Source organism: Paraburkholderia sp. 22098 (assembly GCF_052045935.1).
Taxonomy (GTDB): domain Bacteria; phylum Pseudomonadota; class Gammaproteobacteria; order Burkholderiales; family Burkholderiaceae; genus Paraburkholderia; species Paraburkholderia caledonica.
Genome location: NZ_JBQEPV010000007.1, coordinates 219,048 through 241,764, shown reverse-complemented (window position 1 = coordinate 241,764; position 22,717 = coordinate 219,048). Strand labels below are relative to the sequence as shown.

General features: G+C 59.5%; 20 protein-coding genes. 4 read left to right on the top strand and 16 right to left on the bottom strand.

All coding sequences use genetic code 11. The annotated features are described in order from the left end of the window. The 4 genes from ACTJLB_RS16970 to ACTJLB_RS16955 form a co-directional block, all read right to left on the bottom strand. Entirely contained in the window at nucleotides 1-3,555 is a 3,555-nt protein-coding gene (locus tag ACTJLB_RS16970) for an indolepyruvate ferredoxin oxidoreductase family protein (protein ID WP_440783929.1), read from the bottom strand. A 652-nt stretch (nucleotides 3,556-4,207) separates the two neighbouring features. Continuing rightward, nucleotides 4,208-4,681 (bottom strand): Lrp/AsnC family transcriptional regulator, encoded by a 474-nt coding sequence (locus ACTJLB_RS16965; RefSeq protein WP_179214145.1) that lies wholly within the window; start codon nucleotides 4,679-4,681, stop codon nucleotides 4,208-4,210. 448 nt (nucleotides 4,682-5,129) lie between these two features. Next, nucleotides 5,130-5,534, bottom strand: coding sequence for a hypothetical protein (locus ACTJLB_RS16960; RefSeq protein ID WP_087751951.1), 405 nt, complete (start codon nucleotides 5,532-5,534; stop codon nucleotides 5,130-5,132). Between the two features lie 17 nt (nucleotides 5,535-5,551). Beyond that, nucleotides 5,552-5,917, bottom strand: coding sequence for a hypothetical protein (locus ACTJLB_RS16955; RefSeq protein ID WP_310351621.1), 366 nt, complete (start codon nucleotides 5,915-5,917; stop codon nucleotides 5,552-5,554). Between the two features lie 771 nt (nucleotides 5,918-6,688). Here ACTJLB_RS16955 and ACTJLB_RS16950 point away from each other — a divergent pair. Next, a complete protein-coding gene (locus ACTJLB_RS16950; RefSeq protein WP_440783928.1) occupies nucleotides 6,689-9,211 on the top strand; it encodes a PAS domain S-box protein in 2,523 nt (840 codons plus the stop codon). Between the two features lie 64 nt (nucleotides 9,212-9,275). Here ACTJLB_RS16950 and ACTJLB_RS16945 read toward each other — a convergent pair whose 3' ends face one another. From ACTJLB_RS16945 to ACTJLB_RS16905, 9 genes are all read right to left on the bottom strand, one after another. Continuing rightward, on the bottom strand, nucleotides 9,276-10,181 hold the full coding sequence (locus tag ACTJLB_RS16945; RefSeq protein WP_440783927.1) for a LysR family transcriptional regulator: 906 nt from the start codon (nucleotides 10,179-10,181) through the stop codon (nucleotides 9,276-9,278). A 102-nt stretch (nucleotides 10,182-10,283) separates the two neighbouring features. Beyond that, the gene (aroQ, locus tag ACTJLB_RS16940; RefSeq protein ID WP_020066709.1) at nucleotides 10,284-10,721 is read right to left on the bottom strand and encodes a type II 3-dehydroquinate dehydratase; all 438 of its coding nucleotides are present in this window, start codon (nucleotides 10,719-10,721) and stop codon (nucleotides 10,284-10,286) included. A gap of 18 nt (nucleotides 10,722-10,739) precedes the next feature. Next, the gene (locus ACTJLB_RS16935; RefSeq protein ID WP_440783926.1) at nucleotides 10,740-11,792 is read right to left on the bottom strand and encodes a Gfo/Idh/MocA family protein; all 1,053 of its coding nucleotides are present in this window, start codon (nucleotides 11,790-11,792) and stop codon (nucleotides 10,740-10,742) included. Nucleotides 11,793-11,950: 158 nt separating this feature from the next. Beyond that, nucleotides 11,951-12,784, bottom strand: a complete 834-nt coding sequence (aroE, locus tag ACTJLB_RS16930) for a shikimate dehydrogenase (protein ID WP_088174159.1) — start codon at nucleotides 12,782-12,784, stop codon at nucleotides 11,951-11,953. After that, entirely contained in the window at nucleotides 12,781-14,004 is a 1,224-nt protein-coding gene (locus ACTJLB_RS16925; RefSeq protein ID WP_440784016.1) for a CaiB/BaiF CoA transferase family protein, read from the bottom strand. Before ACTJLB_RS16925 ends, aroE begins: the two co-directional genes overlap by 4 nt. Beyond that, complete coding sequence (locus ACTJLB_RS16920; protein ID WP_440783925.1) at nucleotides 14,004-14,471, bottom strand: MaoC family dehydratase; 468 nt, start codon at nucleotides 14,469-14,471, stop codon at nucleotides 14,004-14,006. The genes ACTJLB_RS16925 and ACTJLB_RS16920 overlap by 1 nt, the downstream gene beginning before the upstream one ends. A gap of 2 nt (nucleotides 14,472-14,473) precedes the next feature. After that, entirely contained in the window at nucleotides 14,474-14,866 is a 393-nt protein-coding gene (locus ACTJLB_RS16915; protein ID WP_408172799.1) for a VOC family protein, read from the bottom strand. Continuing rightward, a complete protein-coding gene (locus ACTJLB_RS16910; protein WP_440783924.1) occupies nucleotides 14,863-15,813 on the bottom strand; it encodes a ketopantoate reductase family protein in 951 nt (316 codons plus the stop codon). Before ACTJLB_RS16910 ends, ACTJLB_RS16915 begins: the two co-directional genes overlap by 4 nt. A gap of 194 nt (nucleotides 15,814-16,007) precedes the next feature. Next, the gene (locus tag ACTJLB_RS16905) at nucleotides 16,008-16,583 is read right to left on the bottom strand and encodes a TetR/AcrR family transcriptional regulator (RefSeq protein WP_440783923.1); all 576 of its coding nucleotides are present in this window, start codon (nucleotides 16,581-16,583) and stop codon (nucleotides 16,008-16,010) included. A 183-nt stretch (nucleotides 16,584-16,766) separates the two neighbouring features. Between ACTJLB_RS16905 and ACTJLB_RS16900 the strand changes: the two genes are divergently transcribed. Then, the gene (locus tag ACTJLB_RS16900; RefSeq protein ID WP_440783922.1) at nucleotides 16,767-18,176 is read left to right on the top strand and encodes an amidase; all 1,410 of its coding nucleotides are present in this window, start codon (nucleotides 16,767-16,769) and stop codon (nucleotides 18,174-18,176) included. 107 nt (nucleotides 18,177-18,283) lie between these two features. Here the strand turns inward: ACTJLB_RS16900 and ACTJLB_RS16895 are convergent, their stop codons facing one another. The 3 genes from ACTJLB_RS16895 to ACTJLB_RS16885 form a co-directional block, all read right to left on the bottom strand. Then, a complete protein-coding gene (locus ACTJLB_RS16895) occupies nucleotides 18,284-19,180 on the bottom strand; it encodes an NmrA family NAD(P)-binding protein (protein ID WP_440783921.1) in 897 nt (298 codons plus the stop codon). Between the two features lie 81 nt (nucleotides 19,181-19,261). Further along, nucleotides 19,262-19,804 carry a carbonic anhydrase gene (locus tag ACTJLB_RS16890; RefSeq protein ID WP_087751960.1) on the bottom strand — a complete coding sequence of 181 codons (543 nt, stop codon included), beginning with the start codon at nucleotides 19,802-19,804 and terminating at the stop codon, nucleotides 19,262-19,264. Nucleotides 19,805-19,919: 115 nt separating this feature from the next. Then, a complete protein-coding gene (locus ACTJLB_RS16885) occupies nucleotides 19,920-20,906 on the bottom strand; it encodes a nitrilase-related carbon-nitrogen hydrolase (RefSeq protein ID WP_440783920.1) in 987 nt (328 codons plus the stop codon). Nucleotides 20,907-21,125: 219 nt separating this feature from the next. On the opposite strand from ACTJLB_RS16885, the gene ACTJLB_RS16880 reads away from it, so the two are divergent. Then, nucleotides 21,126-22,082 carry a GlxA family transcriptional regulator gene (locus tag ACTJLB_RS16880; RefSeq protein WP_087751962.1) on the top strand — a complete coding sequence of 319 codons (957 nt, stop codon included), beginning with the start codon at nucleotides 21,126-21,128 and terminating at the stop codon, nucleotides 22,080-22,082. A gap of 137 nt (nucleotides 22,083-22,219) precedes the next feature. Then, nucleotides 22,220-22,690: a ribonuclease gene (locus ACTJLB_RS16875; protein WP_440783919.1), complete on the top strand. Its 471-nt coding sequence runs from the start codon at nucleotides 22,220-22,222 to the stop codon at nucleotides 22,688-22,690. The last annotated feature ends 27 nt before the right edge of the window (nucleotides 22,691-22,717 follow it).

Here is a 22,717-nt window from a genome sequence, read left to right as displayed (position 1 = left end):
TCATGCGGACGCCCGCCATTGATGCGCAGGAGCCGACAAAGCGGCCAACAACGTATCCCGCTTTGCCATCGCTTCATCAATCGCTCTTTCTTTGACATGCCCGTAACCGCGAATCGAGTCGGGAAGCTTTGCCAATTCGATGCACACGTCCGGCTTATCGGCGAGATGCGTTAGCGCGGTTCTAATCCACAAGCGGTACTCACGGACCAGCGCGCGCTCCCGTCTCCTTTCCGCGGTGTGGCCGAACGGGTCGAATGGTGTTCCCCGCAAGATCTTCAGTCGTGCCAGCAATGGAAAAACGTGGCCGAGCCAAGGCCCAAACTCTTTCTTGATGAGTTCGCCCTTCTCGTTCTTGCGCGATAGCAACGGCGGAGCAAGGTAGTAGCGAATCTTGAAATCTCCCTCGAACTGGTTTTCAAGCGATTTTTTGAATCCGGGCAACGAGTACAACCGTGCTACCTCATACTCGTCTTTATAGGCCATCAGCTTATACAGGCCCTCGGCAACAGCCAAGAGAAAGGCCTCTCGCTTGCCGTGCGATCCGACTTGCGCCGTAATCTCACTGACAAAGGTCTCATACTCGCGCGCATAGCGTTCGCTTTGATATGCAGCGAGCAGCGACACTCTCGACTGGATCAGTTCGTCTAGCACGACCTTTTTCTTCTGGCGCCAGGCAATCACCGATTCGACTTCCTGACCGGCGGCAAAGCGGGCGGGGTTCACCGCGAGCCAGCGTCCGATCTGGAATGCCAGCTTGTTCTTCTTGACGGCTTGACCGTTGAGTTCGATCGCGCGCTCAATCGACTCGCGAGCCAATGGGATCAAACCCTGCTGCCACACGAAACCCAGCATGATCGCGTTGGAAAATACAGTGTCTCCCAGATGTCGTCTGGCAATCTCCTGTGCGTCGACCCAGTCGACGAAGTCGTCACCGCACACTGACTCCACATGCGATTTCAGTTCCGCCTCAGGCAATTGCCAATCGCGGTTGGCGACAAACGCTGAGGTGGGGGAAGTCTGTCCATTGATAACGACGCGCGTTTTGCCTTTTCTTATTCTCGAGAGCGTGTCGGGCGCCGCCGTCACGACAAGATCGCAGCCAATGATGAGATCCGCTGAGCCCGATGGAATTCGCGACGCGTACATGCGCTCCCGCTTCGATGCTAGTCGCACGTGACTCCACACCGCGCCACCTTTCTGGGCCAGGCCTGCCATGTCGAGAACGGTACATCCACGTCCTTCCAGGTGCGCCGCCATACCGAGCAGATTGCCGATCGTCACGACGCCTGTTCCGCCGACACCGTTGATCAAAATGTCCACGGTGTCGGTCATTGGCGGTGAAGCGGGATATGGTAGTTCAGGCCAGTCTGCCATCATGGCTTCAGGCGATTTCTTCGTTTGGCTCGATCGAAGCTCCCCACCCTCGACTGAGACGAAACTCGGGCAGAAACCTTGCACGCATGAGAAGTCTTTATTGCAGCTCGACTGATTGATCTGGCGCTTTCGCCCCAACGGCGTGTCGAGCGGCTCGACCGAGAGGCAATTGCTTTCGACAGAGCAATCACCGCAGCCCTCGCAAACATCGCTATTGATCGCCACGCGCTTCGCGGGATCGGGATAAGTGCCTTTCTTCCGGCGACGCCTTTTCTCGCTAGCGCAGGTTTGATCGTAGACGAGCACTGACACCCCTTCGTAATCACGAAGGTTGCGCTGCACGGCGTCGAGTTCTGAACGGTCGTGAACGGTGGTCCCCGCCGCGAATGTGGTGCCACGTATGCGATATTTTTCGATATCGTCGCTGACCACGGCAATTCGTCGCACGCCCTCTGCGGCAACCTGGCGCGTGATGCCGTCGACGGTTAATTCGCCATCGACTGGCTGACCGCCAGTCATCGCAGCGGCGTCGTTATAGAGTATCTTGAAGGTCATCGATACATGCGCCGCGACCGCCTGACGAATTGCGAGCGAACCCGAATGGAAGTAAGTTCCGTCGCCAATGTTCGCGAAGATATGTTTGCGCGTCGAGAACTGCGCCTGGGCGACCCAAGGAACACCTTCGCCACCCATATGCGTATACGACTCGGTACGACGGTCCATCGAGCTCGCCATATAGTGGCAGCCGATACCAGCCGTTGCGCGCGATCCCTCTGGGACGCGAGTAGAAGTATTGTGCGGACAACCGGAACAGAAAAAAGGTTTTCTGATCGCGCCCGCGACAGCCTGTACCCGTCCAACGGCCTCGAGCGCAGCTAAGCGCGCTTCGATCTCCCGGTTCCGCGTTTCCGTCCAGCCCGCTTGCGCTCGCAACCGGGCGACGATCGCGCCGGCAACTTCCACGGGCGTCAACTCATAGTCGCTTTTTAACAGGCAGGCTTCTCCAGAGCGATTCCATTCGCCACCAATCGCTCCACTGCCCTTACCGGAGACGCGAACGAGCGGAAGCCCATTCAATGCATCGGAATAAAACTCGTCTTTGATTTGCTGTTCGATGATCGGACGCTTTTCCTCGACGACAAGAAGTTCATCGAGGCCTGCCGCGAAGTCGCGGAGAATGGTCGGTTCCAGAGGCCACACCATGCCGATTTTGAGCACAGCTAGGCCATTTTTCTCGACATCGTCGTCACTCAAACCCAGTAACCTGAGCGCCTCCATGACATCGTTGTACGCCTTGCCGGCGCACACGATCCCCAGCTTCGATTTCGGCCCTTTGATCCGAATGGAGTTGAGACGATTCGTCCGGCAAAACGCCAACGCCGCAGGCAGCCTTTTACGTACAATTCGAGGCTCCTGTTCGGCCCATACATCGGGCGATCGGATGTGAAGATCTTCGTCGGCGGCAAATTCTTTGTCGGGCAACCGAATGTCGATCCGATGGGGATCGACGTCGGCAACGGCGGACGTTTCGATCACGTCGGACACACATTTCAATCCGATCCACAGTCCCGAATATCGCCCCATTGCGATGCCGAGCACACCAAAGTCGAGATAGTCCTGCACACTCGCCGGATAGAGAACCGGAATGAACGCGGCAATCAACGCCTGTTCGCTCTGATGTCCAAAAGTGGATGACTTGGCAGTGTGATCGTCCGCTGCCGCAACCAGCACACCGCCAAGAGCCGATGTGCCGGCACCGTTGCCATGCTTCAAGGCGTCGCCGCTGCGATCTACGCCCGGCCCTTTCCCGTACCACATCGAAAAGACACCCTCTACCGTGGACTCCTGCGGAAAGAGCGCTAATTGCTGGGTGCCCCACACCGCGGTCGCCGCGAGATCTTCGTTGATAGCGGGAAGGAACTTGATCTGATGCTGCTTGAGCACAGCCTCGGCCGACCAGAGTGCGGTGTCGAAGCCCGCCAACGGCGAGCCGCGATAGCCGGAAACGAATCCGGCAGTATTCAGTCCGGCGTCATTGTCGCGAATGCGCTGATTGATCATCACGCGAATGAGCGCATGCGAGCCGCTCATGTACGCGTAGCCCCGCTCCTTTCGATACTTGTCATCGAGGCTGACCTCAGAAGTTGGCGCTGTCTCGACTTCGATCACCGGATTGTTCATTGCCGTCTCCTTCCGTATTTTTTCATCGACCGAAGTCGAGCCGGGTTCGAGTATAGGACTCGACTTTCTTCAGGAAAACAGCACCGCATGTCTACGGCGGGCGGAAAGCGCTAAACGGTCTTCAACACCTGCTACTCAAAACTAATCGCTTTAAGCTGGAAGTGATCTGTAGCTCCGTACGGAAGTAAAAAGTGCTCGGCGGCCAGCGAGAATCGATTCTTTTTCGAATGCCATTCGTTTTTTCGCTCATGGCAGATATGGCCGACACTCTTCATGCGAGAGGACACCTTGCCAAAGCGGCAATAAGAACTTCCGAATGGCGTTCCACCAGATACCGTTAATCGAATTGGTCGAGAGACAGCATAGCCGTGGGCGCGCCGCCGAACAGCTTATGGATATTCATCGATTGGACCGACAAGCCGCATCGCGCGTAAAACGGTGGCACATAATTGAGCCGATCTCGTCGCAAACTTAACTGAGCGATATGCTGCTCGCGCTACAGGCGTTTATGCCGGAAGGTGTGAAATAGACTCGGCCGGAAGGCGGAATGTTCGTCTGGCTACAACTGACGAATGGCATGAATAGCAGCAGGCTTCTGCAGGACGCATTGGACAGTCATGTCGCATTTGTGCCAGGCGGCACGCGCACGAAGTTACTCGACAGGGCTCGGCCCGCGCTCGAGATAGGTAGACAACGCAATGTAGCTTCGTGTGCCGGTGAAACCCTCAATAGAGTGAATCCGCTCCAATAGATCCTCGAGGGTTTGCGTATCCCGCGTACGGACCTTTAGCAGCATGGCACTATCGCCCGTCACGGTGTGGATCTCTTCAACATCGGGGAGTTCTTTCAACTTGAGGAGATGGCGCGTGACGAGATAACTCGGCGTGTCGACGTGCACGAAGGCAAGCAATGGCCTGCCCAGCTTAGAGCCGTCGAGCGAACAAGCTGTCTTCTTGATGACGCCTTCGCGCTTAAGTCGTTTGACACGCTCATGCACCGCCGGCGCGGACAGATACAGCAGGGCTCCCAAGTCGGCGTAGCTTCGGGTGGAATCGTCTGCGAGCAGGTTGAGCAGTTTGCGATCCGTTGCATCGAGTTTTGCCGGTGCGGAGGTGATCTGCCGCATACCCAGCCCTTCTGCAGCCTCTCGCGCCGTAGCTTCCTTACCTGTGGCCATCTTGATCTCACACGGATTGTCGGTGTCTGGTCGCTCAAGCATAGACCATTACCTGAATGCCATACAAGGAAATATGGTTTTCCTCTAAGCAGATCAAGCTCACTCGATGAATGGGCCCGACTTTATCAAGCAACTCACTGGAGCGCCGCATAGTGCGGGCTGGATTGGGAGCACGGTGAAAGGACAATCCGACAAAGTACCGCCGCGTATGTCTTCGGTAAGCTGAAGTACTGGACGGACCTCGCCGTCCCGCGGACAAAAGCGACCATGCATGCAGTTATTTCGCACCCCTTGGCATCACGCGCTAAGACGGCCACCCGGAGGCGTGAATTTCGCTGCATTGGCCTTAACCGCGCATGACGATCTCTCTGCACGACCGGCGCGATTGCAGCGAGCTTTACGCGGCTTCTGCCAACTCTGGCCAGGCTGCGGTTTCGGCTACATGCTCGCGCAGATGTCGCCGCGCGACGTCCTCAAACTGTTCGTGCCACCGCGCAACGTCGCCCTCATCGTGGACGTCTTCCAGTTCTTGCAGAAGCGCGATAACGCGTGGTTCGTAAGCGTTGACGCCCGACATTGCCAACGCGCGAAGCAATGGACCACCCTCGCCCGCCTGGTAATATCCAATACCGAACTCTTCCAATGCGGGCGAGTAGTGCTCGTCGTGAATCAGCGCGCCGATCGCGCAGCGGCGGCCATCGCGCCCACGCAGCCGACAACTACCGCTGTCGTCTTCCGACACTGCCATTTGCGCGAGAAGATGCGAGCGAACCGTCGTGAAGATCTGCTGGAGACTTGTCATGAAACTGCTCCGCATCTTCACGCAGCGCGCTGCAAGCTATTCGCCGACAGTCCGAATCTGCGCGCGATAGAGCGCAGCCGCTCGTCCCATTCCCAGATGCCGAAGACGTCATGAACGTTCTGCAGACAGCTCAACAATTCGACGGTCTGTGGCGAATAGATATTGAGGCGTGCGCGCAACAGTGCGCGCTTCAGTGCAGCGACCCCTGCGTCCATGTAGGTGGGAATCTGCAGCGCGTCGGCGAGGACATAGCGAACCGGCACTCCTTCCATCGACGTGCGGTAATCAATCGGACGGATCATTGCGCCGATCGGGCATCCGCCGCAACGGCCGCGGTACGCGCCGCCGCCCTGCGGAAGCAGCGCGGCGTTGCCTTGGTTCATAAGATGCGCCACGCTCGAATCGAAGATCTGTTGATGAGTAAGAAATCCCGCTGCCACGGCTTTGCTCCGACGAATTAAACATGTACACACTATCGTCCGCTGGCGCGTTACCTTGTATCCAGAAAAACCCTGTTTTTACCTAAATGGAACAAAAGTACGCGTAATTTGTACCGAAAAAAGAGCGGACTGAGCGTTCGCTGATCCATGTTCGACGCCGCCGTCAGAGTGCCGTTAAGATGAGGGCGCGAGTGCATGAATTGGCGCGGTCCCCAAGCGCGGCAACCACTGCATTGGTAACCCTCAACAAGATCCAAACTCAGCACCAAGCGGCCGGGCAATAGACAGCAATATTTTCGCTATGGAAAACCGGCAAGTTGCCTATCAACATCGATTTTCGCTTTTTCTCCCATTGTCGATACCTCGTGCAAGAAAGCGTGCTCGCTTACAAAACGCTCGTGCGCTCGCTCCTGTCTTTCAACGTAATTCACAGTGCACTCTACAAGTCCGATGTACGTATCAGGAGTACTTAGGAGAGTGCGGATCGTCATGTTTTCCCGAACGTCCAGGACCATGCAAGGAGTCGCGCGGCCGACTTGCCAACAAAATGGTCCGCTACTATTGTCCCTTAGTCCACACATGGACATGTCACGAGATGCCTTTAGCATAATTGCGGCTCGGCTCATACCTTGCCCGTGCAAACGTGTATAAATATTTCAGATCGCCTGTGTTTTACTCTGCCACGCGAGCGACACTCGCATGGAGTTATTGAAGATGACCACAAGTCAAGATCCGCAAGTCGAAAGCGATATCGCCGCACAACTCGCAGCCGAGCGTTCTACCAACGCCCGGCTACTCAAACTTATTAACGCCCACTCGAAGATCGCGGCGACCAAGCTGAATCTGGATACCTTCTTTTCCGTAGTGACCGACGCGCTTCTCGATCTGGTGCCCGCGGCCCACGCATCGGTAGTGGAATGGGTCGACGGCGACGACATGGTGTACCGCGCATGCAGCGGGTCGATAGCGCGGCACGTCGGTTTGCGCCTGAAGCGTGAGGGAAGTCTCTCGGGTCTGTGCTCTGTCGAGAACAAGCTTCTCTATTGCCGCAACACTTCCAACGATCCACGCGTCGACAGGCAGGCGTGCGAGCGAGTGGGAGCCGCTTCAATGATCGTCGCGCCGCTTGCCTACCACGCGGAAGTGGCAGGCGTCGTCAAGCTGATGGCCGACACGCACGATGCGTTCTCTGCCGAAGACATTCAAACTCTCGAGCGGATCACTTCGCTCGTCGCGTCCGGTATGGCGCATCAGCGCGTATTTGCCGAGAACCAGACGCTGATCGAAGAAAACGCGATCACCATCGCAAAGCTGCGTACCGAAATCGGTTTGCGCGAAGCCGCGGACAAGAGACTCGCCTCCTCCTTGCGCCGCCGCAGACTCGTGCTCGACACTACGCACGACGCTTTCATTTGTACGGACTCGAACGGCATCATCATCGACTGGAACGATGCGGCGAACCGCACGTTCGGCTATTCACGCGACGACGTGATCGGCCAGCCCATGCTGTCACTGCTATTCCCCGAGCGCTGCAAAGCCGAGTACGCTCAGTTGGACATCTTCGAGTTCGACCGGAAGCAGCCCGGACACAGTCCGCGCACGGAACTGACTGCCGCGCGAAGCGACGGCAGAGAATTCCCGGCAGAACTTTCCGTGGCCGCTGTGCAATATGACGGCAGTAAAGAACTCGCGTACTTCGTGCGTGACATCACGGAGCGCTTCAACGCGCGCGATCTCGACAAGCGCTTTCGTGTGCTTGTCGATGCGATCAGCGATTACGCTATCACGTTGCTCGACGCCGACGGGCTCATCACCACCTGGAGTGCCGGGTCCGTGCATGTAATGGGCTACCATGCCGACGAAGTAATCGGCAAGCCCCACTCGCTTTTCTACACGCCCGAAGACGTGTCAGTGGGCAGGCCGCAGAAAGACCTCGACCAGGCCGCGCGTGAAGGCCGCAGCGAAATGGAAGAGTGGCGTGTGCGCAAGAACGGCACGAACTTTTGGGCCAACACCATCGTCACGGCGCTGCGCGATCCTAACGGCGCGCTGCAAGGTTTTGCGAAGATCACGCGCGACATGTCGCGGCGGCGGCGCATGGAAGAACTCGAAGCATCCAGCCAGCGTATGAGCCAGTTCCTCGGCCTGCTGGGGCATGAATTGCGTAATCCTCTCGCTCCACTGCGCAACGCCGTTAGCATGCTGCAACTCAAATCGAAGGGCCACGAAGCATTTCTGCCAGAACACGAGCTTATAGACCGTCAGCTGTCGCACCTCACCCGTCTGGTCGACGATCTGCTCGACGCCGGGCGCGTGACGCTCGGCCGCGTACACATCACGCCTACGCCGTGCGCGTTGCAGGCAGTCGTTCAGCTCAGCATAGAAGGCAGTGCGCCGCTTCTGGCCGCGCGCAACCAGACGTTGCACGTGTCGATGCCCGAAGAGCCGATGCGCGTCAACGGCGACCTTACGCGCCTCGTGCAGGTCGTGCAGAACCTGCTGAACAACGCATCGAAGTTCAGTCCCATTGGTGCGTCAATCGACTTGATGGTATTTCGATCAGCACGGCTGCTCGCCATTCGTATTGACGACCCCGGCCGCGGCATCGAGCCCGATGCGATCGATGCGATGTTCAATCTGTTCGTGCAGGAAACGCCGACCGAAGAACAGGCCGATAAAAGCGGCCTTGGCATTGGACTCACGCTCGCGCGTGCAATCGTGGATCTGCACGGCGGGCATATCGACGCGCGTAGTGCAGGACGCGGCAAAGGCAGTTCGTTCACAGTATGGCTGCCGGGGTACGAAAGCGAAGTTGCCGACGAAGAGACACGCGAGAATCCGCCCGTCGCACCGCAACAAGCAAACCTGCGCGTACTCGTTGTCGACGACAACAACGACTCTGCGGACAGCATGGCCGCGCTCGTCGAAGTGCTTGGCCATGAATCGCGCGCAGTGTATGACGGCGCCGCTGCCGTCGAGCTCGCGAAACAGTGGCAGCCGGCGCTTGTCCTTCTCGATCTTTCGATGCCGAAGATCACCGGCTTCGATGCGTTACCGCAGATCCGCGCAGCCCTGCAGGAGCCCGGCGCGGTGATCGCGGCAATGACAGGACTCGGCACCAGCGAAGACCGCGCGCGGACCGCGGCAGCAGGCTTCGATTTGCATCTGACCAAACCGGTCGGTCTCGACGATCTGGAAGATGTGCTGCGTCTTGCAGGCAAGAGTTCTGTGACCTGAGAGCGCGATGGGTGTCGGCTCGCACGGCGCTCAGGTCATTTCATATCGGCCGGCTCACACGAGCCTAACTCCTGCTCGAAAACAGGTCGGCCACAACGGAGCGCAACCAGCGATTGCCCGCCTCGTGATGGTACTTCGCATGCCAATGCTGCCGGACCGCGAATTTATCGACCTGGAACGGACAGGAGTGAACTGCAATGTCGTTCACTCTTGCCAATGTCTCCCCGATGTTTCGCGGCAACGTGGCGATCAGATCGGTCGACTTGATGATCGAACCGAGCCCGAGCATGCCCGGAAGCTCGAGCACGACATCGCGTTCTATGTTCTCGCGCAACAGCGCCTGCTCGAGCAATTGCGCGCCCGTCCCGGCGGCAATGGTCACGTGCCCCTCGCGACAGTACTGCTTGATGCTGAGCCTGGTGCGCACACGTGGATGGTCAGGATTGGCGAGACAGACCCAATCCTGCATATAGAGCTGTTGCTGATACATGCCGCTGCCGAGCCACGGTATATGCCCGATCGCCAGATCGGCTTCGCCGGATTCGAGCGCGCGCTCCGTGTTTCCATCGATTCTCGCGGCTTCCAGCCGGATACCCGGCGCGTGGGCGCGCACGCGTGCCAGCATCCTGGGAAGCAGCGTAATGTGACTCGCATCCGTCATGCAGATGCGAAACCGGCGCTTTGCCGTGTTCGGGTCGAACGATATCTCCCACGCCGAAAACCGGCGAAGCGACTCAAGGATCTGCCTGCACGGTCCGATCAGCGCATCCGCCTGCGGCGTCGGCGTCATCCCGCCTGGTGTACGGACGAACAGCGGGTCCTGCAGGTGTTCCCGCAGACGCCCCAGCCAGATGCTGACCGTGGGCTGACTCTGCCCAAGCTGCTCGGCAGCACGCGTGACGCTCCGCACGTCGTACAGCAGGTCGAAGAGCTGCAGTAGCTTGAGATCAGGTAGCTCGGGGCTATTCATGGCGATATTGTCGAATGTAATGTCGCCATTGTATTCATTGAATTATGCTTAAGCGCATATTCCTGTAACTTGCACCCCGCGCCTCGCCCGGCGCATCAGCTATCAGGCGGCAGCCGACACTGCCGCCCGCAGTCCGAGCGAATAGCTGTCTATACCAAAGCCGCAAATCTGTCCCTTCACGATTTCGGCGAACACCGAATGGTGGCGAAAGGCTTCGCGGGCGTGAATGTTCGACATATGTATCTCGACGATGGGTACGGTCAGGATGGCGAGCGCGTCCCGAATGCCATAGCTATAGTGCGTCCATGCACCGGCATTGATCAGCACGCCATCGACTTTGTCGACGAAAGCCTGATGGATCCGCGCGCACATGTCCCCTTCGCTGTTTGTCTGGTAGCTCTCCACCGTCACGCCAAGCTCCGTGGCCAGCGCCTGAAGTTGAGCATCGATATCGGCGAGCGTGGCAGTTCCGTATTGAACCGGATCGCGCTTGCCGAACATGTTGTGATTAATGCCGTGCAGCATGAGGAAAGTTTTCATGAGTTATCCATACGATGTTTAGACTGGCGTCGTTTCGACAACGGCGCCGGTTTTCGCTGCCATCACGATCGCTTCGGTAATGCGCAGATTTTGCAGGCCGTCGCGCGCGGTAACGATGGGTTTCGCCTCGCCTCGCACGACTTGCCCGAAGTGTTCCATCTGATACTTGAGAGGATCGTCGCGCATAACGTCCTCCACGCCGACATCGAACGGCTTCCACCAGGATCGATCCTCAGGTTTCCCGTAGGTCTTGAGGCGCATGGTCGGAATCGACAATGATCCGAATGTGCCGGCGATTACATAACAGTCTTCGTCAGCGTAGGACGCGTAGGCCTTGTTCTCTTGTGACGTCTGTTCCCAACTCCGCGCGCTGGCGGCCGTATCCGATAAAAGGAACGTGCCGAGTGCGCCGCTCGCGAAACGCAGATTGACGGCGACAGTATCCTCGACTGCATAGCCGCGCGTCGCATTTGACGAAAACGCCTGGACCGCCACGATGTCGCCGCATAGCATTCGCAGGTTGTGGATGTCGTGAATCATGTTGAGCAGAATCGGGCCTGCGCCCGGTTCCTTGCGCCATGGCGCGTCCTCGAAATACTGATCGGGCTTGAAGAACATTGCGCTGCCCATAACCGCGACTATCGAGCCGAGCCTGCCTTCGTCGATGATCGCCTTTGCCCGCGCCATGATCGGACTGTGTGCGCGGTGATGACCGATCAGCACGCTTGCGCCATAGCGGTCGGCATCGGCGACGAGTGCTTCTGCTTCGTCCACCGTGGACGCTATAGGCTTCTCCAGCAGCATCGGCACACCTGCCTGCATGCTCAAGCGCGCGTGCTCCAGGTGAAGCGTGTTCGGCGTTGCAAGAACCACACCGTCGGGACGATCTTGTCTGAAGAGTTCACCGAGCGAGCGGTAATGCGGCACATGTGCTTTCGCGGCAATGTCGGCCGCCGCGTCTGACGGATCGACCACCGCCGACAGGACACAAGTCGCGTTTTCCCGGACGACACGAATATGCTCGAGACCGATATAGCCGGCACCCGCTACGGCGATACGCGTTTTCTTCATATCACTCTCCCGTGTCTTCCGAGCCGGCGTGAATCGCCCACATCGAGATCAGATTGAACACGATAGCGAACGCGACGATCGGTTATAAGCCACAGCCTACTCGCGATAACGAAATTCCGTCATATGTCTCGCTTTGGACACGGTGTTTTCTCGTCGAGTCAATCCAGCGGAACCGTGAGCTGGTCGATGATCGCGTGCGTGCGCGGACGCACGCCTCGCCACCATGCGAACGCTTCGGCGGCCTGTTCGACCAGCATGCCTACGCCATCCGCGACACCTTGCACGCCCGCGTGACGCGCTAGCCGCAGGAACGGCGTGAGACCCTTTCCGTACGCGAGTTCATACGCCGTGCCGCTTGCGCTGAAGACGCTCGGCGGAACGGGCGGCCGCTGCCCGGTCAGGCTCGCGGACGTCGCGTTGACGACGAGGTCGAACTGTCCCATCGATTCAAGCTCCGCATAGCCGCACGCGACGAGTGTTGCGTCAGCCGCAACCTGTTCGACGAGCGCCTTCGCCTTGTCCACGTGCCGGTTAGCAATGACGAGTCGTGCAGGCCGCGCCGCGATGAACGGCAGCAACGCGCCGCGCACCGCTCCGCCCGCGCCCAGGACCAGCACGCGCTTGCCCGCCATCGGCTGATGCAGGTTGATTTCAATGTCGCGCACGAGTCCGACGCCGTCGAAGTTCTCGGCCACGATGCGCCCGTTCTCGAACTTCATCGCGTTGACGGCCCCCGCGAGCGCAGCCCTTTCGCTGCGCTCGTCGGCCATGGCGAATGCCTGTAGCTTGAACGGCGCAGTGACGTTCATGCCCTTGCCGCCCGCAGCGATGAAAGTTCTCACCGTATCGTCGAAGGCATTGGCCGGTTCCAGCGGCCCTTCGATGGCGTCATACGTCATGTCCTGTCCGGTCTCTTCTGCGAAAAGACCGTGGATCAGCGGCGATTTCGTATGTCCGATCGGATTGCCGATTACCGCGTATCGATCGCTCATTGCGCACCCGGCTTCGAGAAGAGCACGCCATCGGTCTGCATCGCGTCGATCTCTGCCACGCTGAAGCCCAGCGATTGAGCCACTTCCTCGTTGTGCTGCCCGAGGTCGGGGCCGACTTCGCGTATCGACGTATCGCAGTCGGAGAAGCGGAACGGCAGGTTCGGCAGACGCAGTTTTCCGAAGCGCGGATGGTCCTGCTCGATCACCATGCCACGGGCGACGATCTGCGGATCGGCGACAACTTCATCGATGCGCTGAACCTTCGCGCTCGGCACATCGACGCTGTCGAGCAAGGCCAGCACTTCCGCGACAGGCCGCGCAGCTACCCACGGTTGAACGACTGCGAGAATGGCTTCACGATTCGCATTCCGTCCGTTCAGACTATGGAAGCGCTCGTCGTTGCCGAAGCCAGCCGGACCGCCGTGTTGCTCGACGAGTGTCGCGAAGCGCTTCCACGAATCGTCCACTTGTGCCGCGATGACGAGATCGCCGTCGGCCGCGCGAAACACGCCGTACAACGTCGATGTCGGCATGTCGTGACCCGTTTGCTCCGGCACCACGCCTTGCATCGTGTAGCACTGCACCGCATATTCATGCATCGAAAAGAGCGCGTCATACAGCGCCATGTCGATGTGCTGGCCGCGTCCGCTCTTCACCCGGCCGAGCAGCGCGGCGTTGACAGCCGCGACCGCATGAATGCCGGTGTACATGTCGCCGAGCGAAATGCGCATGAGCGGCGGCGGCTCACCGGGGTTGCCGATCATCTGCATGATGCCGCTCTTCGCTTCCGCAATCAGGCCGAAGCCCGCGCGATGCGCATCCGGTCCGGTATGTCCATACGCGGAAATTGAGCAGTAGACGAGACCCGGATTACGCTCGGACAACGCGGCGTATCCGAGCCCGAGCTTGTCCAGCGCGCCCGGCCGGTAGTTCTCGATGAACACGTCGGCGGAATCGCACAGACGCTGCATGAACGCCTTGCCGCGCGGATCTTTCATGTTGACGCTCACGCCGCGCTTGCCCATGTTGAGCTGCAGGAAGTAGGCGCTTTGCTGGTCGTCAAGGACGGTCGCGTGCTGACGGCCTGCGTCGCCGCTGCCAGGACGCTCGACCTTGATGACTTCCGCGCCGAGCGCCGCAAGGCATCGGCCGACATAGGGACCGGCGAGAAAGTGGCTGTAGTCGACAACGCGGATACCTTCGAGTGGACGCGCCTGCATCATTTCGCTCCCGGACGGCGCGGGATCATCAGACGATGTTCGCCGCGTTGAACGACTTCGCCGTTCTGGTTGATCAATTCCAACGGCAACACGACAATGCCCCAGTCCGGACGGCTCTTGCTCGCGCGCATCGAGCCGACGCGGAACTTCACATGGAGTACGTCGTTAGCCTTGATCGGCAGCAAAAAGTCCCACGTCCAGCCGAGCGACATGCCAGGCAGAAAGCGATAGTCACTTTGCGTCTTCAGGCCGTCGGCAATCGACAATCCGAAAAGACCATGCGCGACGATCGAACCGAAATGGCTCGCATTGGCGTATTCCTCGTCGACATGCACCGGCGTGTGATCGCCTGTGAGATCGGCGTATGCGAGGATGCGTTCTTTCGTGACGGTATAGCTGGGGCTCACGCACTCGTCGCCTTCCCGCGCATCGTCCCAGTATTTTTCGATGATGGTAGTGGTGCTCATGCTCACGCCTCCGCGCGTGGGTTGATCGCCAGCGCCTGCGCGACGCACGTAGCAGGTTTAGCCTGAATGAGTTCGACAGCGAGGCCGTCGGGCAGACGCAGCCAGTTGCGGCCTTGCGGCATTTCTGTGACGCCGAACGCTTGCGCGGCGGCAAGCGCGGCTTCGAGGTCTTCGCACATGACGCCGAGATGCGCGAGCCGTCCCTCGGGGCCCTCATGCTGTGGCGCGCTGATGAACTGCAGGCCGCCCAGCGTCCAGTACTGACGCGGCTCTTCGCGCGTGCCGTCGACTTCTCGCATCGTCATGCCGAGCACATTTTCAAAGAAGGCGATATGCCAGTGAATGTCCTTCACCCAGATGGCGACGTGTTCCAGATAGGCTCTCGTCGCGCTCATGCTGCGGCCCCTTGTTTCTGGCGGTCCGTCATCGCCCGTTCGATGCCCTTGATGCAGGCGACGAGCGTCGAGTTCACCGGAGTCGGCACGTTGAGGCGCTCGCCCCAGCGCACGACCGCGCCGTTGATAAAATCGATTTCGGTGATGGAAGACTTTTCGAGGCTTTGCAGCATCGATGTCTTGAATGCGGGCGGAAGACCTTCGGCGGCCATGTTCCAGGCGTCTTCGGAATTCGTGATGGAAAGCGTGATGCCGGCGGCCCGGGCCGCTGCCATTGCTTCTTCGACGGCTGCGAGCGACGTCGCTTTCAGAACAGGTTCATCGTAGAGCTGGCCATAGGTGAGCTGCGTGATGCCCGTGATCGCGCCCGTCGCCACGTTGATGAGCAGCTTGTCCCACATCGTGCCGAGAATGTTGTCGCTGACCGTGGTCGTCAGACCGGCGGCGTTGAACGCATCCGCGATTTCTTGCGCACGGGCCGTGATGCGGCCGTCGAGTTCTCCGATGATCGTGAGCTTGCCCGTCACGCCGGCCTGGATATGGCCGGGCCCTCGCAGGACGCCGCCGACATATGTCTTGCCGGCGAGCACGCGCTCGCGTCCGACGATCTCGCTCAACACGTCTTCGTGGCCGAGGCCGTTCTGCAACGACAGCACGACCGTTTCCGGACCGACGAGAGCGAGCGCGCCGCGCATCGCCTGGTCGGTGTGAAAGGACTTGACCAGCACGATAACGAGGTCGACGGGGCCGACTTCTGCCGGATTCATCGTAGCGCGGACCTTGACCTGGCGCGTGCCGCGCTCGTCGTCGACTTGCAGACCGTCGCGGGACATGGCTTCGACGTGCGCGGCGGACCGGTCGACGAGCCACGTCTCATGGCCGCCTTCGGTCAGCGCGGAGCCGATTGCACAACCCAGCGCTCCCGCCCCCAAAAATGCGATCTTCATATGCGTCTCCTTGAACGCAAACGAAGATACGGCTCCGCGTACATGCTGGCAATGCAATGGCTTTAATAGCCGCATTGCGTATGGCAATAATGGGGCGGGTCCTCAGGCGACGTTACGGCACGGAAATACAGACGCCGATCGCTCCCGGCAGCCTGCATTCCGCCATTGGGGTCTAGACGCGCCGAGGTGAAGCGTCAGCCGGGCAACAGCCCAGCCTGCCTATAACTATCCATGAGCGTGTCGAACAGCGCGATGTCTGCGCGACCACGCGCCATGAGCTGCGCACCGGCGACTGCGGCATAGATGGCGCAGGCGCGTTGGCGGCCCCGCTGTGCGTCGACGATCTTCGCCTCTCGAAGATTTTTTTCCAGCCATGCGACATTCACGTCTGCAAAGGCCTGAACCTCTGTTTTCACTCCTTCGGGGAGATCGTCATACTCTGCGGCCATGAAGCTGCTCAGGCACATGCGGTTGTCGCTCTCGAGCGACTTGCGAAATGTCTCCGGATATCGACGCAGGCTAACAAGCGGATCCGCCGACTCGGTCGCAAGCGCTTCCAGCACCGCCGCGGAATCTTCCCAGTAACGCCTGGCAACGGCCGCAGCGAGGTCTGCCTTGCTTGCGAAGTGATGGTAGATGCTTGCAGCCTTGATCCCCACGTCCTGCGCAAGGTCGCGAATGTTCAGTCCGCCGTACCCGTGGGCCTGCGCCATTCTTGTAGCCGCGACGACGATTCTGTCGCTCGAACTTCCAGCGGCCTGATTCTTCATGGCAAGTCTCCGCAAAAAACTGTTGACTGCGCGGATTGTAGCGCCTAAAGTCAAACCTAACAAACGTTAGGTACAACGACTCGGGGCCGACTAACTGTCGGCTTTTTTAACGCGGCGCCAGCCTATCGAACGTTAGGTAGGACGTCAGTCACATCATTGAATCAACCACTGATAGAGGAAGTTATGAGCTCGGAAATCTATTTTCAGGATGCAACGCGACTGGCAGAACTGATCCGCAAGCGCGAAATCTCCCCGGTTGAAGTCATGCAGGCGCACCTTGACCGGATTGAAGCGATCGATCCCAAGGTCAACGCCATTGTTACGGTCGCAGACGATGCAATGAAAGCCGCGCAAGCCGCCGAAGCGGCTGTGCTCAACGGACAAACGCTCGGGCCGCTTCACGGTGTGCCCTTCACTGCCAAAGACTCGATCGACACAGCCGGTGTGCCGACGCAGCGCGGCTCGCCTATTTTCAAAGGGCGCGTGCCTGACGCCGACGCAGTGAGCGTTGCGCGGCTGAAAAAGGCAGGCGGCATTCTCCTCGCAAAAACCAATCTGCCCGAATTCTCTTATTGGATTGAGAGCGACAACCTGCTTAGCGGTCGGTCGAACAATCCGTGGGACCTTGACCGGACACCCGGTGGATCAAGCGGCGGCGAATCGGCGGCCATTGCAGCAGGTATGTCGCCGTTGGGACTCGGCACTGATCTCGCCATCTCGGTGCGTGGGCCGGCCGCGCAGACCGGCATCGTCTCGCTTAAGGCAACCCACGGGCGAGTACCAATGACCGGCATCTGGCCGCGGGCACCGCGCCGCTTCTGGCATGTAGGTCCCATGGCGCGTAGCATCCGCGACCTTGCACTCGCCTTCTCGCAGTTGGCGGGCCCCGACGGGCAGGACGCTTTTGCGAGCAGCACCGTGCAATTCGATGCGGGCGTCGTGCGTTCGGATGATCGACCGTTGAGAGTGGGCTGGATGGTTGGGCCGGGCTTCGGACCGGTCGATCCCGAAGTCGCCGCGACTGTGCAGTCGGCGGCGGAAGCGCTCAGAAGCGTGGGCTGCATCGTCGAGCCCGTCAGTATTCCCGCGCTGGAACGTGACTTCGCTCTGGATGTGTTCAACCGCCTGCACGTTATGGAAATGAAGCCCGCATTCGCGGAAGCCACGGCGGGCCACGGTCAGGACGAACTGTACAAGATGGCGAGAACAATGCTCGCGCTGCCTGACACGTCCATGAAGGACTATATCGACGCCGAACAGGCCGCCGAGCGTCTGCGGGACGGCTACGCCGAATACTTCACGAGATACGACGCGTTGATTACCCACGTCCTGCCGATCCCTGCCCACAAACATGGCGTCGACACGTTCACGATCAACGGTGAGACCGTCGACGCCAGGTATCTGCAGGGCGCCACGGTTCCGCTCAACGTGACCGGTTTGCCCGGCATTTCGATGCGATTCGGCACGAGCAAGGACGCACTGCCTATCAATGTGCAGATCGTCGGCAGCTGGCAGGCGGAGTCCACCATCCTCCATATCGCGTCATTGCTCGAATCCGTGAGCCCCGTGCGCGATCAGCATCCGAAGATCTGATGCGGTTGGCCGTTTGATTCGGTTTCGTTGCGCCGGACTCGTCCGCGAGTCTGGCGCACACGGGCGCCTTAACCGCGGCGACCGTCGAGCGAACATCTAGGCGGCGCTTAACGTTGCGTTCCCGGCTGGAAAGCCTCACGGTTAGCAATGACGTAATCGCGGACGGAAATCGGCTTTCGGCCCGTTATCTGCTCGACCAGATCGTTAGCGCCGGCGAACTCGCCCGCCTGATAGCCGCGATACACCGACGTAATGTGCTGGATGAAATACGGCGGCAACCCAAACTGGTTGAGACGCGTCTCGAACGATTCGAGGCTCTCTGCTTCATAACGCATTGGGCGATCGAGCGCATCGCCGACTATTTTCGCCATTTGATCGTGATCCAGTTCCTCCGCGCCGAACAACGGATATGTCTTGCCCGCGTGAGACTCAGGGTTCAGCAGGATGCGAGCAATCACACGTCCCTGATCGGCGGCGGCGATCGGTGCGTGACGGCCGCTACCGGCGGGAACGCGCAGCACGTTATGGTTCGCTATCTCCGAGCGCTGAAATCCGTAACTCAGCCATTCCATGAAGAGTGTCGGCCGCAGATGAGTAACGGGAACACCAGACCAATCGAATATGCGCTCGCCATACCAGTGCGCAAGCGATGCATGGCTCCTTGCGTCGGCGCTCGCGGAAATCTGCGACATATTGACGATCGAGCGAACACCTGCAAGTTTCGCCGCGTGAGCAAAATACGCAGTCGCATCGACGAGTTGCGGTTGCATGATCGGGTACACGAAATACGCACCTGTCACGTCGCGTAGCGCTGCCTGAACCACATGACTGTCGAGCAGATCGCCCACAACGACTTCAACGTCGCTCGTGCGTAACGATGCGGCGCGCTCGTCGTCGCGATGGACCAGTGCGCGCACGTGTGCGCCGCTCGACAAAAGCTCCTCGATAGCGGCACCGCCCGTTGCACCGGTAGCGCCCGTAATCAGATAAACATCATGCTTCATCTCATACTCCAGATTGGAATGTGAACACGTGCGCGACGCGCTTCGCTCGGCGAAGTGCCGGCTCTTTCGTCCAGGCGGCTCTCAGCCTGCCGTCTCACGCAGAGGTGCTGGCGGAACCACAACCTTGACGAGGCCTGTCTTGACGTCGTAAACCAGTCCCGACACGATCAGGTTATCGGGAAGGTTGCTGTTCGCGCGCAGTGCGGCGACATCGAGCGCCACCGCCTCGTATGGCTCCGTGACAGCGAGCTTATCGAGCGCGTCCGTCTCGACATCGAGATGCTTCGCGAGCAAGGCGGGCGCGTGCTTGTAGCAGCCGATAATTCCGCAATCGGTGTGTTGCAGCAGGACGAGATTGCGCGCACCGTCCGGGCGTCCTGCAGCTTTCGCGACGACGCTCAGTACTGCAAGCGTTTCAAGCAACGGTTTATTCACCCGGCCACCGACATTGCGAATGACGGCCGCCTCACCCTGCTTCAAACCTAATACATTGGCGGGATCGACGCGAGGATCGACACAGCCGACCACCACCGTTCCCGTCGACGGCATCATCTTCAGATCGGGCGCAAACGTGGTGTTTGCGAAGTCGGCGTTGCGCTCCAGCATGACATCGTTGAAGTCCATTTTGCTTACTCCTGCGTTGATGGCTCGAAGTGGCCAGGTTGACTCACAAGCGTCTCGCGCATCGCACTAGCGAGATGCGCATTCGACGACGGTATTGCGCGATTGCACACGCGGTTCACGCGATCTCTTCCAGGTCGCTGGCTGGCTCTTCTCCCGCTGCACGCACCGAGCGCTCGATAACATGAAACTTCGGTGTCCGATCGATTACGAGCCCAAGCACGTCGGGACGGCTGTAATGACCGCGCGAGTCCATCATCCGTTTGCGCTTGTCGATCTGCCAGAAATCCAGATCGGCGATGATCTCGCCCTCTCCTTCACGCAGCGGCGCGCCACCCATGTACTCGCCCTCCGGTGAAACGATGGCGGTGAAACAGCCGCTCGAGATCGGGCCGATCTGGGTTGTATTGGTATCGTGCAGAATCTGCTGTTGCTGTTCGGGCGTCAGCCAGGCGGTCGCATTGACCACAAAGGCTCCCGCCTCCAGCGCGTGCTGGCGGATGTTCACGGAGATCTGCTCTGAGAAAAGATCGCCGGCGAACGAACCCGGATACATCGCCGAATGGATTTGCTCTCCGTCGGCCATCAGCGCATAACGCGCGAGCGGGTTGTAGTGCTCCCAGCACGCCAGTTGACCGACGCGGCCCACAGCGGTATCGACTGCACGCAGGCCTGAGCCGTCGCCCATTCCCCATACCATTCGCTCGTGGTAGGTCGGCGAGAGCTTGCGACGCCGCTGCACCAGCGTGCCGTCGGCGTCGAACAATAGTTGCGTGTTGTAGATCGTGCCGCCGTCGCGTTCGTTGACGCCAATCGATACGACCATTCCGGCCTGGCGCGCCGCTTCGCCTATTGCGCGAGTCGTATCCGACGGAACGGTCACCGCCTGTTCGAGCAGCTTGTAATGCTCGACGCCCATTGCAAAAGGCGATTCGATGAACGAGAAGTACGGATAATAGGGAACGACGGTTTCGGGAAACGTCGCGAACTGGACGCCCTGCTTGCCGAGTTCGAGAATCTTTTTGACGACTTTGTCGACAGTGCCTTCCCGGCTATACAGGACAGGCGCGATCTGGACTGCTGCGGCGCGGACGATTTTCGACATGATGATGTTCCTTTGGCTAGCTGCGATGCGATTAAGAGAAGTGCTTGAACCTTAACGTCGCGAGCCATTACGATCCATGTCGTTGTTGCCACCATTCAAGACATTCGTGGCCCGACCGCAGTAAGCTGGCTATCTGGATTCACAAGTCCGCCATCGGGGAATTCGATCCAGACGGCGTTCGTTCACACCACGTTCATACTGCGTACGGCGGAATCAGATATGCACCGGATTGGCTTTGTAGTGCCAAGAAGATTTCAGATGTTGAGCCTCGCGGCTCTTACGGTGTTCGAGATCGCGAACTTGCCGCCGAGAGGCCCGTGCTACGAGGTCCATCTGCTGTCCGAACACGGTGGTCCGGTTGTATCTTCGGGCGGTATGACGTTGGAAACCGAAGCGTTCGGCGATCCGGCATTCGACACGGTCATCGTGGGCTCTATTACTGAAATGAAAATGCCCGCTGCCGATGCTCCCGTGGTTGCGTTCGTGAAAGAGGCAGCCAGAGCATCGAGACGAGTAGCCTCGATCTGCAGTGGGGCATTTGTCCTCGGCGAGGCCGGACTTCTGGATGGCAGACGCGCAACCATGCATTGGGCACACGCGTCCGAATTCAGGGCGCGCTTCCCGAATGTCCGCACGGAAGAAGACCGGATATTTGTGAACGACGGTCCACTGTGGACTTCGGCGGGAATGACGGCGGGGATCGACCTCGCCCTGGCTTTGCTCGACAACGACCTCGGCCCGGACGCCGCAAAAATGGTTGCCAGACTTCTCGTCATGAATCAGCGACGATTGGGTGGCCAGATGCAGCATTCAGCACTGCTCGACATGACGCCGAAATCCGATCGGATCGAATTGGTCCTCGCGCATATTCGCCGCAACCTGCGCAATCCACTCACCATCGAGGAACTTGCGAATGTCGCAAACCTCAGCCCGCGCCAGTTCAGCCGCGCATTCGCCACCGAGACCGGTCAGTCGCCCGCCAAAGCTGTCGAACAGTTGCGCCTCGAAGCAGCCAGATTCATGATCGAGCAAGGCCGCCACACCATTAACGTAGTGGCGCAGGAAACGGGTTTCGCGGACCGCGAACGTATGCGCCGAGCGTTCGTGCGGACGTATGGTGTACCCGCCGATATTCTGCGCAGGAGCGCCCGGCGCGAACCGGCCACTGACAATTGAAGGCGCTTTATGGCGGAGGCATGGTTGTCGCGTGCCGAATGCCGACTTCCGGTCGAACGTTGATTCGCTCCGCCATTAGCGATACCTTTACATCTGTCCTGGTCGTCGAGTGCTGGTCAACGAGGGAGGATCGTTTCGTGAAAAGCGCGTGGGCTTTCTCATGCATCGTCGCCATGAGCGCGATCCTCGGCGGATGCGGCAAGGGCGGTTCGCAAAACGTCACTGAGGCATCGGGCGCATCCGCGAGCCAATCACCGGCTCAGCCAGCGCAGGGCGCGAGCGGTACACTCACCGCATCAGGCGCGCAAGCGACGGGCGCACTGGGCACCGTCACCAAGGCGCAGTTGCCGGGGGAAGCAGCCGAGACACTGCGGCTGATCACAGCGGGCGGCCCCTTCCCTTTTGCGGACGACGGCGTGCTGTTTCGTAACAGCGCGCTTTTGCTGCCCAAGCATCCGCGCGGTTACTACCACACATACACGGTTCGCACGCCGGGCTCGACGGATCGCGGGCAGCGCCGGATCGTATGCGGTGGACCGCGCAAGCAGACCAGCGACTGCTATTACACTGACGATTACTACGCCAGTTTCAAGCGCATTGCAGGATAACGAGCGGCGCTGATCCGTTAAACGTCG

Coding starts and splice junctions, on each gene's coding strand:
- ACTJLB_RS16950 (WP_440783928.1), top strand. CDS start 6,689: ATGACCACAAGTCAAGATCCGCAAGTCGAAAGCGATATCGCCGCACAA.
- ACTJLB_RS16925 (WP_440784016.1), bottom strand. CDS start 14,004: ATGCAGGCGCGTCCACTCGAAGGTATCCGCGTTGTCGACTACAGCCAC.
- ACTJLB_RS16915 (WP_408172799.1), bottom strand. CDS start 14,866: ATGAGCGCGACGAGAGCCTATCTGGAACACGTCGCCATCTGGGTGAAG.
- ACTJLB_RS16910 (WP_440783924.1), bottom strand. CDS start 15,813: ATGAAGATCGCATTTTTGGGGGCGGGAGCGCTGGGTTGTGCAATCGGC.
- ACTJLB_RS16970 (WP_440783929.1), bottom strand. CDS start 3,555: ATGAACAATCCGGTGATCGAAGTCGAGACAGCGCCAACTTCTGAGGTC.
- ACTJLB_RS16935 (WP_440783926.1), bottom strand. CDS start 11,792: ATGAAGAAAACGCGTATCGCCGTAGCGGGTGCCGGCTATATCGGTCTC.
- aroE (WP_088174159.1), bottom strand. CDS start 12,784: ATGAGCGATCGATACGCGGTAATCGGCAATCCGATCGGACATACGAAA.
- aroQ (WP_020066709.1), bottom strand. CDS start 10,721: ATGAAAACTTTCCTCATGCTGCACGGCATTAATCACAACATGTTCGGC.
- ACTJLB_RS16900 (WP_440783922.1), top strand. CDS start 16,767: ATGAGCTCGGAAATCTATTTTCAGGATGCAACGCGACTGGCAGAACTG.
- ACTJLB_RS16960 (WP_087751951.1), bottom strand. CDS start 5,534: ATGACAAGTCTCCAGCAGATCTTCACGACGGTTCGCTCGCATCTTCTC.
- ACTJLB_RS16890 (WP_087751960.1), bottom strand. CDS start 19,804: ATGGACTTCAACGATGTCATGCTGGAGCGCAACGCCGACTTCGCAAAC.
- ACTJLB_RS16895 (WP_440783921.1), bottom strand. CDS start 19,180: ATGAAGCATGATGTTTATCTGATTACGGGCGCTACCGGTGCAACGGGC.
- ACTJLB_RS16965 (WP_179214145.1), bottom strand. CDS start 4,681: ATGCGGCAGATCACCTCCGCACCGGCAAAACTCGATGCAACGGATCGC.
- ACTJLB_RS16885 (WP_440783920.1), bottom strand. CDS start 20,906: ATGTCGAAAATCGTCCGCGCCGCAGCAGTCCAGATCGCGCCTGTCCTG.
- ACTJLB_RS16945 (WP_440783927.1), bottom strand. CDS start 10,181: ATGAATAGCCCCGAGCTACCTGATCTCAAGCTACTGCAGCTCTTCGAC.
- ACTJLB_RS16880 (WP_087751962.1), top strand. CDS start 21,126: ATGCACCGGATTGGCTTTGTAGTGCCAAGAAGATTTCAGATGTTGAGC.
- ACTJLB_RS16905 (WP_440783923.1), bottom strand. CDS start 16,583: ATGAAGAATCAGGCCGCTGGAAGTTCGAGCGACAGAATCGTCGTCGCG.
- ACTJLB_RS16955 (WP_310351621.1), bottom strand. CDS start 5,917: ATGAACCAAGGCAACGCCGCGCTGCTTCCGCAGGGCGGCGGCGCGTAC.
- ACTJLB_RS16920 (WP_440783925.1), bottom strand. CDS start 14,471: ATGAGCACCACTACCATCATCGAAAAATACTGGGACGATGCGCGGGAA.